The following is a 15,699-nucleotide window of genomic DNA, read 5'->3' on the forward strand; positions in this document are numbered from 1 at the left end:
TGAAATGTGGTACACTTAACTACATGTAAATGGAGGGTTCGACTGTGTGGATATACTATGGAATAGCACTACTTCTTGTACTTGTTGATCAATGGACCAAATGGTTGGTCGTTCAAAATATGGAACTTGGGGAACGCATCGCACTTGCGGACCCGTATCTTGGTCTTCTGTCGCATCGCAACCGAGGCGCTGCCTGGGGCATGCTAGAAGGACAAATGTGGATTTTCTATATCGTCACAACACTCGTCATCATCGGAATCATCTATTATTTTCATACGCAAGCAAAAGGACAACCTTTGTTCCAATTAGGGCTCATGGTGTTGTTAGGAGGAGCGATTGGGAATTTTATCGACCGCTTGTTCCGCGGTGAAGTAGTGGATTTTGTTGATGTCTGGATTCCTGTCATAAACTATGACTTCCCTATTTTTAATGTGGCAGACGCCGCATTGACTGTAGGAGTAGTACTTATTTTTCTTTTTATTCTATGGGATGAAAGAAAGCAGAAAAAGGTGAAAAAATGAAGCAATTTGAAGTAACGATTACAAAAGAGCAACATAAAGAACGTCTAGATAAGCTATTGCTTAGCGCAAACGAAGACTGGTCTAGAACACAGATTCAAAATCTCATGAAACAAGAGTTGATCCTCGTCAATGGAGAGGTAGTGAAGTCGAATTACAAAGCCTCTGAAGGCGATGTGGTTTCAGTCAGCATTCCAGCTCCTGAAGAGTATGAGATTGAAGCAGAAGACTTGAACCTTGAGATTGTTTATGAAGATGCAGACGTTGCTGTCGTAAACAAACCAAAAGGAATGGTCGTCCACCCAGCACCTGGTCATTTATCAGGAACTCTTGTGAACGGCTTGATGCACCAAATAAAGGACTTATCAGGGATTAACGGGATTATGCGTCCTGGAATTGTGCACCGTATCGATAAAGATACAAGTGGCCTTCTGATGGTCGCTAAAAATGATAAGGCCCATCAATCACTTGTGGATCAGTTAGTGGCACGATCAGTCACTCGCAAATATACAGCACTTGTTCATGGACACATTGCTCATGATAAAGGGACAGTCGATGCTCCGATTGGTCGCGACACTCGTGATCGCCAGAGCATGAATGTTGTCGATAAAGGCAAGCATGCTGTCACTCATTTTGAAGTGAAAGAGCGTTTCGGCGACTTTACATTAGTTGAATGTAAATTAGAGACGGGACGCACGCACCAAATTCGTGTGCATATGAAATTTATCGGTCATCCGTTAGTTGGGGATCCAAAATATGGACCGAAAAAGACGTTAGATATTGGTGGTCAAGCCCTACATGCAGGTGTCTTAGGCTTTGTTCAACCAACAACAGGAGAATACCTGGAGTTCGAAGCGCCACTACCACAACCCTTTGTGGATCTATTATCTGAATTAAATAAAAACTAGCCATATGTCGAATCATCTTGTATACTGACTAAGATAACTAAATAAGGGTCCTTTAAAGACAGTCCAGAGAGGCTGAGAAGGCATACGGTTTCGAATGAACACAGACTGCGGTCTGTTCGTCCATTTGATTTATTTCACTATGCATAGTCAACCTCTTAAGCGCTGCTTAAGAGGTTTTTTTGTACCCAAAAAGGAGGAACGACATGGAAAAAGCAGTGTTATTAGATGAACAAGCCATCCGGCGAGCACTCACGCGTATCGCTCATGAAATCATTGAGCGCAATAAAGGAATTGATGACTGTGTGTTAGTTGGAATCAAGACCCGCGGCGCATTCATCGCAAAACGTTTGGCCGAGCGTATCACAGCTATCGAAGGCAAAGCCATCCAAACTGGAGAGCTCGACATCACGTTGTACCGTGATGATTTGACAGTGAAGACTGAAGATCAACAACCTCTAGTTAGACAAGTAGACATCAAACATGATGTGACCGATAAAAAAATCATCTTAGTAGATGACGTGCTCTATACAGGTAGAACGGTCCGAGCAGCAATGGATGCCATTATGGACGTCGGACGTCCTTCTCAAATACAACTGGCTGTGCTCATCGATAGAGGCCACCGGGAACTGCCGATTCGCGCAGACTATGTAGGGAAGAACATTCCCACATCGAGTGGAGAACGAATTGTAGTGAGAATGACAGAGAGTGATCAAGAAGACCGAGTCGTCATCACGGAGTAGAAAAGAGGAATGCTGTGTGTCTAGGGAAATTGGAATCAACGAACGACCTGAAACATTTTAATGGATCGTACTCAGCTTGCAACATATGTTTGCGATGTTTGGAGCGACGATTCTAGTACCAAAACTTGTTGGGCTCAGCCCAGCAATCGCCTTACTGACTAGTGGGATTGCAACTATCATCTTTATCATCGTAACTCGTTTTCAAGTGCCTGCTTATCTGGGCTCATCATTCGCATTCATAGCACCAATTATTATAGCAACGAACACAGGTGGAGTCGGAAGTGCCATGATCGGCGCGATGTTTGTCTCTGTGGTGTACGCTGTGACAGCGCTGGTCATTTGGAAGACTGGACATCAGTGGTTTATGAAAATCTTGCCTCCGGTTGTAGTCGGTCCAGTAATTATGGTAATTGGACTAGCACTTGCACCAGTGGCTGTAGACATGGCAATGAACATCGATACGGATGGAGATGGCATGCGAGACACATACAGCATGCTTCACTTCTCAGCAGCGCTCGTGACACTCTCGACAGCCATCATCGTGCAGTTAGTATTTAGAGGCTTGCTTTCCTTGATGCCAGTTATCAGCGGAATCATCGTAGGGTATATTTACTCGGTTGCAGTAGGCATTGTAGATTTCACAGCTGTAAAAGAAGCTCAGTTCTTGCAAGTCCCTGAGATGCTGATTCCAGGAGTGGATTATCCATTTGTCGTAACTTCTCAGCTCTTGTTAATCATGGTGCCGATCTCCATCGTAACGATTTCGGAACACATCGGTCACCAGCTGGTACTTGGTAAAATCGTAGATCGCAACTACATTGAAAATCCTGGGTTGCATCGCTCGCTCTTAGGAGATGGTCTTGGAACATTCTTCAGCGCCTTGATTGGTGGACCTCCAAAGACTACATACGGTGAAAACATCGGTGTGCTTGCACTGACTCGAGTGTTCAGTGTAGCCGTAATCCTACTAGCAGCAGTATTTGCCATCGTCTTCAGTTTCTTTGGTCAGTTGATGGCTGTCATTGATACGATTCCAGCAGCGGTACTTGGAGGCATCTCGATTCTGTTATTCGGAATCATCGCGTCTTCCGGTCTCAGAATGCTCGTAGATAGCCAAGTAGATTTTGGAGATTCTCGAAACTTGATCATTTCTTCTATTATCCTGATTCTAGGAATCGGTGGGGCGATGGTGAAGTTTTCAGAGACGTTCCATATCGAAGGCATGGCACTTGCTTCAATTGTAGGTGTGTTGCTCAACTTGATACTCCCTAAAACTAAATCACAGACGTAACCTTTTAATTTCATCCGAGAGATGAGAAAGGGGAGCGGATTGCTCACGGATCTTTCTAGGTCACGTGTCTTTCCTCATACCCTTTCCCTCTGCGGAAAGGGTTTTTTCATGAAAGGACGGATCTCATGCGGACACTTACGACCATCGAACAACTGTCGACAGACGATATTTTGTTTCTAGTAAAGCGAGCCAGACAACTCAAAGCAGGCAGCCCAAGCCAAGTTCCGCCTGGACTAGTAGCTGCGAACTTATTTTTCGAGCCAAGTACTCGAACGAAGATGAGCTTTGAGATGGCAGAACGAAAAGTAGGTCTAACGGTATTGCCTTTTGAAGCACAGTTCTCCAGTGCGACAAAGGGTGAATCGCTCTATGATACCGTGAAGACGTTAGAAGCTATCGGAGTGGACGTGTTAGTGATCAGGCATACAGACAATGCCTATTATGAACCGCTGATTGGTAAGGTCAAACCAGTCATCATCAATGGAGGCGACGGAACGGGCAACCATCCGACTCAGAGTTTACTGGACTTGATGACCATCATGGAAGAGTTCGAGGAGCTCGAAGGAAGGACGATTACCATTGTCGGCGATTTGGCGCATAGCCGAGTGGCAAGATCCAATGTCCACGTGCTATCTCGGCTAGGGGCAAACTTACAGTTTGTCAGTCCACCAGAATGGCAAGCTGAGTTTGAAACACAAGCTTCTCTAGATGATGCCATTGAAAAAAGTGACGTCATCATGTTGCTTCGAGTGCAACATGAACGCCACCAACCTGGTCAATCGTTTACAAGAGAGCAGTACCACAGCCAGTATGGACTGACGGTAGAGCGTATGCACGCGATGAAAGACGACGCCATCATTTTGCACCCAGCACCTTTTAACCGAGGGGTAGAGATTGCAGATGAAGTGGTCGAAGGATCCAAATCACGGATTTTTGAACAGATGAAGAATGGGGTCTTTATGCGAATGGCCATTCTGGAGTACTTATTAAAGGAGGAAGCATGATGAAAACAATGTGGACCAATCTAAAACGACTGAATGAACAAGGGGACATCGTTCCGACAGCCCTAGTAGTAGAAGACGGAGTGCTGCACTCTTTTGAAGAAGTACAAGATGCGGATGAAGTGATTAACGGGCAAGGGAAGTTGGTGCTTCCGGGACTTATCGATGTACACGTCCATCTAAGAGAACCAGGTGGAGAGCATAAGGAGACGATAGAAAGTGGGACACTCGCTGCAGCTCGAGGTGGATTTACTACTATTTGCTCGATGCCAAATACTCGCCCAGTACCCGATACTAAAGAAAACATGGAATGGTTGCAGAACAGAATTCAAGAAACAGCATCTGTCCGTGTCTTGCCATACGGCTCCATCACAATCCGTGAAGCTGGCAAAGAGCTGACTAACGCTTCTGAACTCAAACAAGCGGGGGCCTTCGCTTTAACAGACGACGGCGTTGGAGTCCAAACTGCAGGGATGATGTATGAAGCGATGAAACAAGCTGCGGAAGCAGGTATCTCAGTAGTCGCTCACTGCGAAGACAATAGCCTGCTGTTTGGCGGCGTGATGCACGAAGGTTCAAAGAATAAAGAGCTCGGCCTTCCTGGGATTCTTTCAGCCTCTGAAGCGGTTCACATTGCGCGTGATTGTCTGCTTGCTGAAGCTACTGGAGCGCATTATCATGTCTGCCACGTCAGCACAAAAGAATCTGTTCGCGTGATTCGAGATGCAAAGCGTGCAGGAATCCACGTAACAGCAGAAGTGTCCCCACACCATTTGTTGTTATGTGAAGACGACATTCCAGCAAATGAAGCGAGCTGGAAAATGAACCCGCCTCTTCGCGGGAGAGAAGATCAGCAAGCGTTGCTAGAGGGATTACTCGATGGAACGTTAGACTGTATCGCAACGGATCATGCTCCGCATACGGCAGAAGAAAAGTCACATGGGTTTGAAAAAGCACCATTTGGAATTGTGGGACTTGAAACAGCTTTTCCACTGCTGTACACACACTTTGTAGAAACGGGAAAGTGGTCACTTGGTCAGCTGGTAAGCTATTTGACGACGAAGCCTGCTGAGGTATTCGATCTTCCATATGGAAAACTTGAACTTGGCAAAAAAGCGGAATTTACACTGATTGATACACAAGTAGAAAAAGCAATTGATTCCAATGAATTCTTATCGAAAAGTACCAATACCCCATTTGAGGGTTGGACATGCAAGGGCTGGCCGACTGAAACTTGGTTTAATGGAAAATGTGTCTGGAGGGAACAAGGATGAAACGATATTTGATCTTAGAAGATGGAACGGTATTTGAAGGTGAAGCTTTTGGCTCGCCACAAGGAAGCACAGGAGAAGTCATCTTTACAACAGGAATGACAGGCTACCAGGAGTTTATTTCGGATCCTTCCAACTGTGCACAAATTCTAACACTGACGTATCCCCTTATTGGAAATTACGGAATCAATCCAGAAGATTTTGAAGCCATGACGATCACACTCGCAGGAGTCGTCGTGCGTGAATGGACGGAACAACCATCCAACTTCCGCTCCCACCGCACATTTGGAGAACTGATGGAAGAAAGACAAGTTCCAGGAATTTCAGGAATCGATACACGCCAATTAACGAAATTACTTCGTACACACGGATCGCTTCGTGGAAAACTAACTGCTGCAGGAGAAGAACCGAACGTAGAAGAAATCGTAGCAGAACTGAATGCTTGGTCCCTGCCACATGATGAAGTGTCTCGCGTCTCAACGCAGCGCCCTTATCCAAGCCCTGGACGCGGCTGCCGAGTCGTCGTCATGGACTTTGGAATGAAGCACGGTATTTTGCGCGAACTGAACAAGCGAGATTGTGATGTGACTGTTGTTCCTTATAACACATCTGCAGAGACCATCCTTGCCATGCAACCGGACGGAGTCATGCTATCAAACGGGCCGGGAGATCCAACCGACATTCCAGAAGCCATTGAGACGGTGCGTCAGCTGATTCCTCATGTTCCGATGTTTGGAGTATGTCTAGGACATCAGTTGATTTCACTAGCTAGTGGAGCAACAAGCTTTAAACTGAAGTTTGGTCACCGAGGTGCCAACCATCCAGTTAAAGATTTGACGACAGGGCGCACAGAACTGACTTCACAAAACCACGGGTATGCGATTGACTTAAAGTCACTTGAAAACACGGATCTTGAATTGACCCACATTGCTTTAAATGACCAAACTGTGGAAGGCGTTCGTCATAAACACTACCCAGTGTTCTGTGTTCAGTTCCATCCAGAAGGTTCAGCAGGACCTGAAGATTCGGTTCACTTATTCGATCAATTCATCCAGCTCATGCACACATCTACGAAAGCGGGGACTTTACATGCCTAAACGACACGATATCAATACCATTTTAGTGATTGGTTCTGGACCGATCGTCATCGGACAAGCAGCTGAATTTGATTACGCGGGAACACAAGCATGTATCGCACTGCGTGAAGAAGGGTACCGAGTGATTTTGGTGAACTCGAATCCAGCTACCATAATGACGGACACCGAGATGGCGGATAAAGTGTACATGGAGCCGCTCACTCTTGAATTTGTTTCGAACATTATTCGTAAAGAACGTCCTGATGCGATTCTTCCGACACTTGGAGGACAGACAGGACTCAATATGGCGATTGAACTTCATGGTTCAGGAATTCTAGATGAGTTAAATGTCGAGATTTTAGGTACTAAACTAGAAGCGATTCACAAAGCAGAAGACCGTGATTTGTTCCGTACGCTTATGAATGAGCTTGGCGAACCGGTTCCTGAAAGCACGATCATCCACAATCTTGACGAAGCGAAAGCGTTTGTAGCACAAATCGGATATCCAGTCATCGTTCGTCCAGCGTTTACTCTCGGCGGAACAGGCGGCGGAATCTGTCACAACGACCAAGAACTTCAGGAAATCGTGACGAGCGGGTTGAAGTACAGTCCGGTAACGCAATGTTTACTTGAGAAGTCTATCGCAGGATTTAAAGAAATCGAATACGAAGTGATGCGTGACTCAGCAGACAACGCAATTGTCGTCTGTAACATGGAAAACTTTGACCCAGTAGGAATTCATACAGGAGACTCTATTGTGGTTGCGCCTACTCAGACATTGACAGACCGTGAAAACCAGATGCTTCGAAACGTTTCCTTAAAAATCATTCGTGCGTTGAAAATTGAAGGGGGCTGTAACGTGCAGCTTGCCCTTGATCCGCATAGCTTCCAGTACTACATCATCGAGGTCAACCCGCGTGTAAGTCGTTCGTCTGCACTGGCTTCAAAAGCAACAGGATACCCGATTGCTAAGCTTGCTGCGAAAATTGCTGTGGGTCTAACTCTTGATGAAATGATGAACCCGGTAACAGGCAAGACATTCGCATGTTTCGAACCAGCACTTGACTACATCGTCGCAAAGATTCCTCGCTGGCCATTTGATAAATTTGAATCGGCAAAACGAAATCTTGGAACACAGATGAAAGCAACGGGAGAAGTTATGTCTCTAGGACGTTCATTTGAGGAAGCCATCTTGAAGTCCATCCGCTCTCTTGAAACAGGACACATGCACCTGGAGATGAAAAATGCACACACAATTACAGATGAATGGATCATCAAACGCATCAAGCGTGCGGGAGATGAGCGTCTGTTCTTTATCGGAGAAGCACTTCGCCGCGGTATGACGGTTGAACAGATCCACGAGTGGAGCGAAATCGACTTCTTCTTCTTGAACAAATTAAAAGGAATCGTCGATTATGAAGCAGTACTTGCTGACCATGTAGGAGACCGCGACGTTTTGTACAAAGCGAAGCGCATGGGCTTTGCAGATGTGACGATTGCGAAGCTTTGGAACTGGACGGAGCAGCAAGTGTACGATTTCAGAAAGCAACAAGACATGTTCCCGGTCTATAAAATGGTAGACACATGTGCAGGAGAGTTCGAATCGGAAACTCCATACTTCTACGGCACTTATGAAAAACAAAATGAATCGATACGCAGTGACAAGCCAAGTGTTATGGTACTAGGTTCTGGCCCGATCCGAATCGGTCAAGGTGTCGAGTTCGATTATGCGACAGTTCACTCTGTATGGGCGATCAAAGAAGCAGGATACGAAGCAATCATAGTCAATAACAACCCAGAGACCGTTTCAACAGACTTCTCGATTTCAGACAAGTTGTACTTTGAACCTCTGACACTTGAAGATGTGATGCACATCGTTGAGCTTGAAAAGCCAGAAGGAGTGATCGTCCAGTTTGGTGGTCAGACGGCTATTAACTTAGCAGCAGGATTAGAAGCACGCGGCGTCAAGATTCTTGGTACTAGCTTAGAAGACTTAGACCGTGCAGAGAACCGGGACAAGTTTGAAGCGTTACTTCGTGAGATTGGCATTCCGCAACCAGAAGGAAAAACAGCTGTATCTGTAGAGCAGGCTTTAGCAAATGCGAGAGAAATCGGATTCCCAGTTCTAGTCCGCCCTTCATACGTCCTTGGCGGCCGTGCTATGGAGATTGTCTACAACGAAGATGAACTGAAACACTACATGGAATATGCGGTAGAAGCGAGTCCAGAACATCCGGTTCTTGTAGACCGATACTTGACGGGTACGGAGATTGAAGTCGATGCAATCTCGGACGGCGATTCAGTCGTCATTCCAGGAATCATGGAACATATCGAACGCGCTGGAGTCCACTCTGGTGACTCGATTGCAGTATACCCACCTCAGAACTTGTCGAACGAGCATATCGAGCAGTTGGTAGACTATACGACGCGCTTAGCAAAAGCATTAAAAACAGTAGGGCTTCTCAATATTCAGTACGTGATCTCTAAAGGAGAGATCTACGTTCTTGAAGTGAACCCGCGTGCAAGCCGTACAGTACCGTTCTTAAGTAAAATCACAGGAATCCCGATGGCTAACTTAGCTACAAAAGCAATTCTTGGAAAGACCTTGACTGAAATGGGTTATACACCTGGACTTGCACCAAATCAACCAGGCGTTTACGTAAAAGTACCAGTGTTTAGCTTTGCCAAACTGCGCCGCGTCGATATAACATTAGGGCCGGAAATGAAGTCGACTGGAGAAGTGTTAGGGAAAGACCGTACGCTTGAGAAGGCGCTTTATAAAGGTCTAGTAGCAGCTGGACTTGAAATGAAACCTCATGGCACAGTATTGATGACAGTAGCAAATAAAGACAAGGAAGAAGCAGCGAATCTTGCAAAACGTTTCCACGCAATTGGCTACCGTATTCTTGCCACTGGCGGAACGGCAGCTGCGTTTGAAGAGCAGGGCATTCCAGTCCAGACGGTCAATAAAATTGGGGATTCAGGAGAGACGTTAGTCGATGTGATCCAGTCAGGCAAAGCGCAATTTGTCGTCAACACTCTGACAAAAGGCAAGCAGCCGGCGCGTGACGGCTTCCGAATTCGCCGTGAAGCAGTAGAGAACGGTGTACCGATCTTGACTTCGCTCGATACTGCTGAAGCCATCTTGCGAGTGATGGAATCAATGACGTTCACAACAGAAACGATGCAACCAGTGGAGGTGCGTGGATGATTCATACTGGAAAAATGGATATCGTGCGCCACAAAGAAATTGCACGAGACGTGTTTGAAATGACAGTTATTGGTCAACACACAACAGCGATGAATCAGCCAGGCCAGTTTGTCCATATCAAAGTATCCGATCATCACGAACCACTACTGCGCAGACCCATCAGTATTTGTTCAATCGACCAAGACACACTCGAGTTCACGATGATCTACCGAGTGGACGGAAGAGGAACAAAGCTTCTGTCAGAGAAACGCCCCGGGGACACGATTGATGTCATGGGGCCTTTAGGGAACGGGTTCCCTGTAGTGGCGACACCAGACATTCATGCATGGCTGATTGGTGGAGGGATTGGAGTCCCTCCTCTCTATGAACTCGCAAAACGACTTTCCGAATCCGGAGTGAAATTGACAATTGTTCTTGGCTTTCAATCTGCTGATGACGTGTTTTATGAAGAGCAGTTCCGTGAACTCGGCGAAACCTATGTGACAACAGTAGACGGCTCGCACGGTCTCGGTGGCTTTGTCACCGATCAAATGGCCTTGTTTGAACAGAAACCAGCTATTTACTATAGTTGCGGACCTCATGCCATGCTTCATGCTGTAGAGCAAGCCTTACCGGACGTGCCAGGCTATCTATCTTATGAACAACGAATGGGCTGTGGAATCGGAGCGTGTTTCGCTTGTGTCTGTCCGACAACAACAGGTAACGGTGATTACGTGAAAGTCTGCTTAGACGGACCGGTCTTCCCGGCGGGGGTGATCGCATGAACGCATTAGCAACGCAATTGCCAGGCCTTAATTTACGAAATCCTATCATGCCTGCTTCGGGATGCTTTGGATTCGGTCAAGAATATGCAAAGTTTTATGACCTCTCTGTACTAGGCGCTATTATGATTAAAGCCACAACGGAAGAGAGTCGTTTTGGCAATCCGACGCCTCGTGTGGCAGAGACTTCTTCTGGAATGCTGAATGCAATCGGCTTACAAAATCCAGGGCTTGCTCATGTGTTAGAACATGAACTTCCTTGGCTTGAACAACACGATGTACCGATTATCGCTAATGTGGCCGGTTCTGAAGTAGAGGACTATGTGGCAGTGGCACGAGAAATCTCTCAAGCACCCAACGTTCATGCACTAGAGCTCAATATCTCGTGTCCAAACGTCAAATGCGGCGGGATTGCTTTTGGAACGGACCCTGAGATTGCAGCTGGACTGACTCGCGCTGTGAAAGAAGTTTCTGCAGTTCCTGTCTATGTGAAGCTGTCTCCAAATGTAACAAATATTGTAGATATCGCTAAAGCCGTTGAGCAAGCAGGAGCAGACGGACTGACGATGATCAACACGTTACTCGGCATGCGCCTTCACGAAAAAACGGGCAAACCTATACTCGCCAATAAAACAGGTGGATTATCTGGACCTGCCATCAAACCTGTCGCACTTCGAATGATTTATGAAGTGTATCCACAAGTCTCGATTCCTATTATCGGAATGGGAGGAATTCAAGACGCACAGGATGTTATTGATTTCCTATCTGTAGGAGCTTCTGCAGTAGCCGTTGGAACAGCAAACTTTGTAGATCCTTTAGTATGTCCAACAATTATTGAAGAGCTTCCAGAACGATTGGCAGAGCTTGGTTATACGTCAATAGAAGAAGTAATAGGGAGGGCACACCGATGACACAACCTATCCTTGCTTTAGATTTTGCATCACCAGAAGAAGTGTCCTCTTTTTTGAAACAGTTTCATGAGCCGCTTTTTGTCAAAGTGGGAATGGAATATTATCTTCAGAATGGACCTCAAGTCATCTCAAAGTTAAAAGAAGACGGGCATTCCATTTTCTTAGATTTGAAACTTCACGACATTCCAACAACTGTTCATAAAGCGATGAAAGGTCTCGCACGACTAGGTGTTGATCTTGTCAACGTCCATGCAGCTGGAGGAGTAGAAATGATGAAAGCTGCAAAGGAGGGTCTTGCAGAAGGTGCGACGGATGAAATTCCAAAACTCATCGCCGTCACGCAACTGACATCCACTAATGAAGAACAGATGAAACGAGAGCAACTGATTCCTGTAGCGCTTGATCAATCGGTGCTTCATTATGCCAAGCTTACTAAACAAGCAGGACTGGACGGGGTTGTTTGTTCCGTCCATGAAGCGGCGCTGTTACGTGAATCTATAGGAGAAACATTTTTCAAGGTGACCCCTGGTATTCGATTAGCTGGTGGGGTTGCTCATGACCAAAATCGGATTGCAACGCCTTTACAAGCTAAGGAAGCTGGTTCTACACATATTGTTGTTGGTAGAGCGATAACCGGGGCATCGAATCCACTTGAATCGTATCATCAAATCGTAACGGAATGGGAGAGTATCTAAATGACAGATCAAGTAGCACAAGCACTTTTATCGGCACAAGCCGTTCAACTTTCAACGGACCCGTTGTTCACTTGGGCTTCTGGCATCCAGTCTCCCATCTATTGTGACAATCGTCTGTTGATGGGATACCCGGAGCTTCGTGAAGTAGTGGCGAAACAACTAGCTGCAAAAATCCAAGCTGAATTTCCTGGATGTGAAGTAGTGGCAGGCACTGCTACAGCCGGAATTCCTCATGCAGCTTGGGTAAGCAGCGAAATGAGACTCCCAATGGTTTACGTGCGCTCGAAAGCGAAAGAACACGGAAGAGGAAATCAAATCGAAGGCAAGCTCTCTGAAGGTCAAAAAGTAGTTGTCATCGAAGACTTGATCTCGACAGGCGGTAGCAGCATTACAGCTGTTGAGGCGCTTCAAAAAGAAGGCGCAGATGTACTCGGTGTCGTCAGTATCTTCTCGTACGAGTTGCCGAAAGCTGCGCAAGCATTCGAGAAACTAGGAGTTCCGTATGCATCTTTAACGACACTTCCGAAGTTGACAGAGCAAGCGCAAGAGAGTGGCGCACTAAATGAAGAGCAGTTAGCATTTATAAAGAACTGGCACACAGAACTTCAACAGAAAAATGCATAATAAAAAGGTCGGGAGCTGGACTTCAGCTCTCGACCTTTTTGAATCTCTTTATGTTTGCAGTGACCGAATGGTCTCTTGGTCTGGTGTTACATATACCGTCTTTTGTTCAAAATAGATGACAAACCCAGGCTTAGAGCCGTTTGGCTTCTTCACATGGCGCACTTCTGTATAATCTACCGGTACTGATGATGAGTCACGAGCTTTGCTGAAATAGGCAGCAAGAGTAGCTGCTTCCAAAATCGTTTCTTCAGATGGATCGGCATCGTGGATAACGACGTGAGAGCCGGGAATATCTTTCGTGTGCAACCACGTGTCTGTGCGCTTTGCAAGTTTGAACGTCACGTAGTCATTTTGCTTATTGTTCTTACCAACGGAAATTGCTGTGCCGTCTGAAGCACGGTACGACTCGGGTTTGATTTTCACTTCTTTGCGAGCCTTCGCTTTTGCTCGTTTCTTCAAATAACCTTGCTCCATTAGTTCTTCTCTAATTTCTTCGATGTCCGACGGAGACGCTTGCTCAAGCTGTCGCATAATCTCGTCCAAATAGGTAAGTTCTTCAGTTGTCTTATCCAGTTGTACTTGCACCTCGTGCAGTGCCGTCTTCGCTTTTGTGTATCGGTGGAAGTAGGACTGGGCATTCTGAGAAGGGGACTTCTTAGGGTCGAGAGCAATCGTCAGCATCGCCTGGTCTTCATCATAATAATCAACGACTTCAACTTGCTTCATACCTTTAGTCATGGCATGCAGATTGCCCATCAACAGTTCCCCGTGTTTTTGATACTCTTGCAAGTTTTCCGCACGGGTCATGTCCAATTTTAGCTTCTTCAATTTCGTCGTCAGTTTTTTGCGCTCATTAATCAACCAGCGCTCCAAATCTCCAGCTTGTTGTTTGACACGGTCACGCTCCGCTTTTTGATAATAGACGCGGTCAAGCAGATGACCAAGTGACTCCGCTGCTACCCACGGTGAATCCAGATGAGTGAGAGGGCTCGCAGAAAAAACGGTCTTGCCGCCAACTTCTGCACTTCCAGGCTGACTGCCACCTGACGAGAAACTCATCACAAAGTCAAAAGCATCCGATGAAGACAGAGAAGCGAGTTCTTGAGCATGAATTTTGGACACGCCTTGGAAAGTCGCCATCCAGTCAGCTGCATCAAGTGTAGGTACCGAATCCTTCGTCAGAAGAAATGGGTTGTCTTTATCTTGCTTCGGTGGATAAATATAGTCTTGACCAGGCATCATGGTGCGGTACGAGTTCATCGAAGGCGGCAAGTGCTTCATCGTCTCGATGATCTTGAACGTATCTCCGTTGACGAGCGTCAAGTTGCTGTGACGTCCCATCACTTCCATAATCAAGATGCGGCTCGTGTCATCACCAATTTCATCTTTACTGCGAATCGTCATCTGGATGATGCGATCTGCTTCAATTTGTTCGACTTTTTCAATAAAGCCGCCTTCTATATGTTTCCGCATCATCATGCAAAACATGGGAGGAGATGCGGGATTGTCGATGGATTCATACGTTAAGTGAATACGTGCATACGACGGGTGGATAGAGAATAAAAGCTTGTGATTTTTCCCTCCTGCACGGATATGGAGCATCAGCTCTTGTGCATTTGGCTGGTGGACTTTCGTGATACGGCCCGTTTGAAGCTGGTGAAGTTCTTTTGTGATTGCTGCTGTAAATAAACCGTCAAATGCCATTTTAATTCCTCTTTCAAAACGTTTTGTTCTATTCTATCATGATGTGCTATAATCAAGTAAGTATGTTGAATGTGAAGGAGTCATTATGTACAAAGAACGCGGCATCTTAATTGTTCTCTCTGGACCTTCGGGTGTAGGGAAAGGGACGGTGCGAAAAGAGCTCTTTTCCACCCCAGAAACAAATTATGAATATTCGATTTCAATGACAACACGGAAAGCGCGCGAAGGCGAAGTTGACGGTGTTGATTATTTTTTTAAATCGAAAGAAGAGTTTGAACAACTGATCGAGCAAGGACGACTTCTTGAATATGCCAATTATGTTGGCAATTATTACGGTACCCCCCTGGATTACGTAAATGACACGTTAGACGCAGGGCGTGATGTATTCTTAGAGATTGAAGTCCAAGGAGCACGTCTTGTTCGTGAAAAGGCACCAGATGCTTTGTTTATCTTTTTAGCACCACCAAGCTTGTCTGAACTAGAAAGCCGTCTCGTAGGACGTGGCACTGAGACTGACGATGTGATTCAAGCCCGAATCGCAGCAGCTCGTGAAGAGCTTGCGATGATGGACCTCTACGATTATGTCGTAGAAAATGATCAGGTAGAACGTGCCTGTGACAAAATTAATGCCATTGTAACAGCAGAGCATTGTAAGCGTGAACGTGTTGAACAACGCTACAAAGCCATGTTGAAAGGAGACTTATAAATGTTATATCCATCTGTGGATTCTTTAAAGAAAAAAGTTGATTCAAAATACTCGTTGGTGAGTATCGCATCCAAGCGTGCGCGCCAAATGCAAGAAGAAAAGAACATGCGTCTTGTAAAGTATGTTTCGAATAAATATGTCGGCAAAGCCCTTGAGGAAATCGCAACAGGCGTGTTAATCAATGAAGAAACTGATCAAAACGTCGTATACGAAGACGAAGTATAAAACCTACCTCCCAAAGTTTACTTTGGGAGGTCATTCTGTATAAAAGGGGATTTTCGA

At 45.9% G+C, this 15,699-nt stretch carries 15 protein-coding genes; 14 read left to right on the forward strand and 1 reads right to left on the reverse strand.

Going from position 1 to position 15,699, the window contains the following annotated elements:
* Positions 1-44: 44 nt before the first annotated feature.
* The 12 genes from lspA to pyrE all read left to right on the forward strand — a co-directional run bounded on the left by lspA (position 45) and on the right by pyrE (position 13,007).
* Positions 45-521 carry a signal peptidase II gene (gene lspA / locus CF394_RS02050; protein WP_094941600.1) on the forward strand — a complete coding sequence of 159 codons (477 nt, stop codon included), beginning with the start codon at positions 45-47 and terminating at the stop codon, positions 519-521.
* Entirely contained in the window at positions 518-1,426 is a 909-nt protein-coding gene (locus tag CF394_RS02055; protein WP_094941601.1) for an RluA family pseudouridine synthase, read from the forward strand. The genes lspA and CF394_RS02055 overlap by 4 nt, the downstream gene beginning before the upstream one ends.
* Before the next feature lie 203 nt (positions 1,427-1,629).
* Positions 1,630-2,166, forward strand: a complete 537-nt coding sequence (pyrR, locus tag CF394_RS02060; RefSeq protein ID WP_094941602.1) for a bifunctional pyr operon transcriptional regulator/uracil phosphoribosyltransferase PyrR — start codon at positions 1,630-1,632, stop codon at positions 2,164-2,166.
* A 64-nt stretch (positions 2,167-2,230) separates the two neighbouring features.
* Complete coding sequence (locus CF394_RS02065; RefSeq protein ID WP_243370637.1) at positions 2,231-3,457, forward strand: uracil-xanthine permease family protein; 1,227 nt, start codon at positions 2,231-2,233, stop codon at positions 3,455-3,457.
* A 125-nt stretch (positions 3,458-3,582) separates the two neighbouring features.
* The gene (locus CF394_RS02070; protein ID WP_094941603.1) at positions 3,583-4,461 is read left to right on the forward strand and encodes an aspartate carbamoyltransferase catalytic subunit; all 879 of its coding nucleotides are present in this window, start codon (positions 3,583-3,585) and stop codon (positions 4,459-4,461) included.
* A complete protein-coding gene (pyrC, locus tag CF394_RS02075) occupies positions 4,461-5,732 on the forward strand; it encodes a dihydroorotase (protein ID WP_094941604.1) in 1,272 nt (423 codons plus the stop codon). The genes CF394_RS02070 and pyrC overlap by 1 nt, the downstream gene beginning before the upstream one ends.
* A complete protein-coding gene (locus tag CF394_RS02080) occupies positions 5,729-6,826 on the forward strand; it encodes a carbamoyl phosphate synthase small subunit (RefSeq protein ID WP_094941605.1) in 1,098 nt (365 codons plus the stop codon). Before pyrC ends, CF394_RS02080 begins: the two co-directional genes overlap by 4 nt.
* A complete protein-coding gene (carB, locus tag CF394_RS02085) occupies positions 6,819-10,016 on the forward strand; it encodes a carbamoyl-phosphate synthase large subunit (RefSeq protein WP_094941606.1) in 3,198 nt (1,065 codons plus the stop codon). Before CF394_RS02080 ends, carB begins: the two co-directional genes overlap by 8 nt.
* Complete coding sequence (locus CF394_RS02090; RefSeq protein ID WP_094941607.1) at positions 10,013-10,780, forward strand: dihydroorotate dehydrogenase electron transfer subunit; 768 nt, start codon at positions 10,013-10,015, stop codon at positions 10,778-10,780. The genes carB and CF394_RS02090 overlap by 4 nt, the downstream gene beginning before the upstream one ends.
* Positions 10,777-11,688 (forward strand): dihydroorotate dehydrogenase, encoded by a 912-nt coding sequence (locus tag CF394_RS02095; RefSeq protein ID WP_094941608.1) that lies wholly within the window; start codon positions 10,777-10,779, stop codon positions 11,686-11,688. Before CF394_RS02090 ends, CF394_RS02095 begins: the two co-directional genes overlap by 4 nt.
* Positions 11,685-12,383, forward strand: coding sequence for an orotidine-5'-phosphate decarboxylase (pyrF, locus tag CF394_RS02100; protein ID WP_094941609.1), 699 nt, complete (start codon positions 11,685-11,687; stop codon positions 12,381-12,383). The genes CF394_RS02095 and pyrF overlap by 4 nt, the downstream gene beginning before the upstream one ends.
* Positions 12,384-13,007: an orotate phosphoribosyltransferase gene (gene pyrE / locus CF394_RS02105; protein WP_094941610.1), complete on the forward strand. Its 624-nt coding sequence runs from the start codon at positions 12,384-12,386 to the stop codon at positions 13,005-13,007.
* A 48-nt stretch (positions 13,008-13,055) separates the two neighbouring features.
* Here the strand turns inward: pyrE and CF394_RS02110 are convergent, their stop codons facing one another.
* Positions 13,056-14,711 carry an Rqc2 family fibronectin-binding protein gene (locus CF394_RS02110; RefSeq protein WP_094941611.1) on the reverse strand — a complete coding sequence of 552 codons (1,656 nt, stop codon included), beginning with the start codon at positions 14,709-14,711 and terminating at the stop codon, positions 13,056-13,058.
* Positions 14,712-14,796: 85 nt separating this feature from the next.
* Between CF394_RS02110 and gmk the strand changes: the two genes are divergently transcribed.
* Together gmk and rpoZ are read left to right on the forward strand one after the other, a co-directional pair.
* Positions 14,797-15,417, forward strand: coding sequence for a guanylate kinase (gmk, locus tag CF394_RS02115; RefSeq protein WP_094941612.1), 621 nt, complete (start codon positions 14,797-14,799; stop codon positions 15,415-15,417).
* Positions 15,418-15,642 carry a DNA-directed RNA polymerase subunit omega gene (rpoZ, locus tag CF394_RS02120; RefSeq protein ID WP_094941613.1) on the forward strand — a complete coding sequence of 75 codons (225 nt, stop codon included), beginning with the start codon at positions 15,418-15,420 and terminating at the stop codon, positions 15,640-15,642.
* Positions 15,643-15,699: the final 57 nt, after the last annotated feature.

Source organism: Tetzosporium hominis (assembly GCF_002265435.1).
Taxonomy (GTDB): Bacteria; Bacillota; Bacilli; order Bacillales_A; family Planococcaceae; genus Chryseomicrobium; species Chryseomicrobium hominis.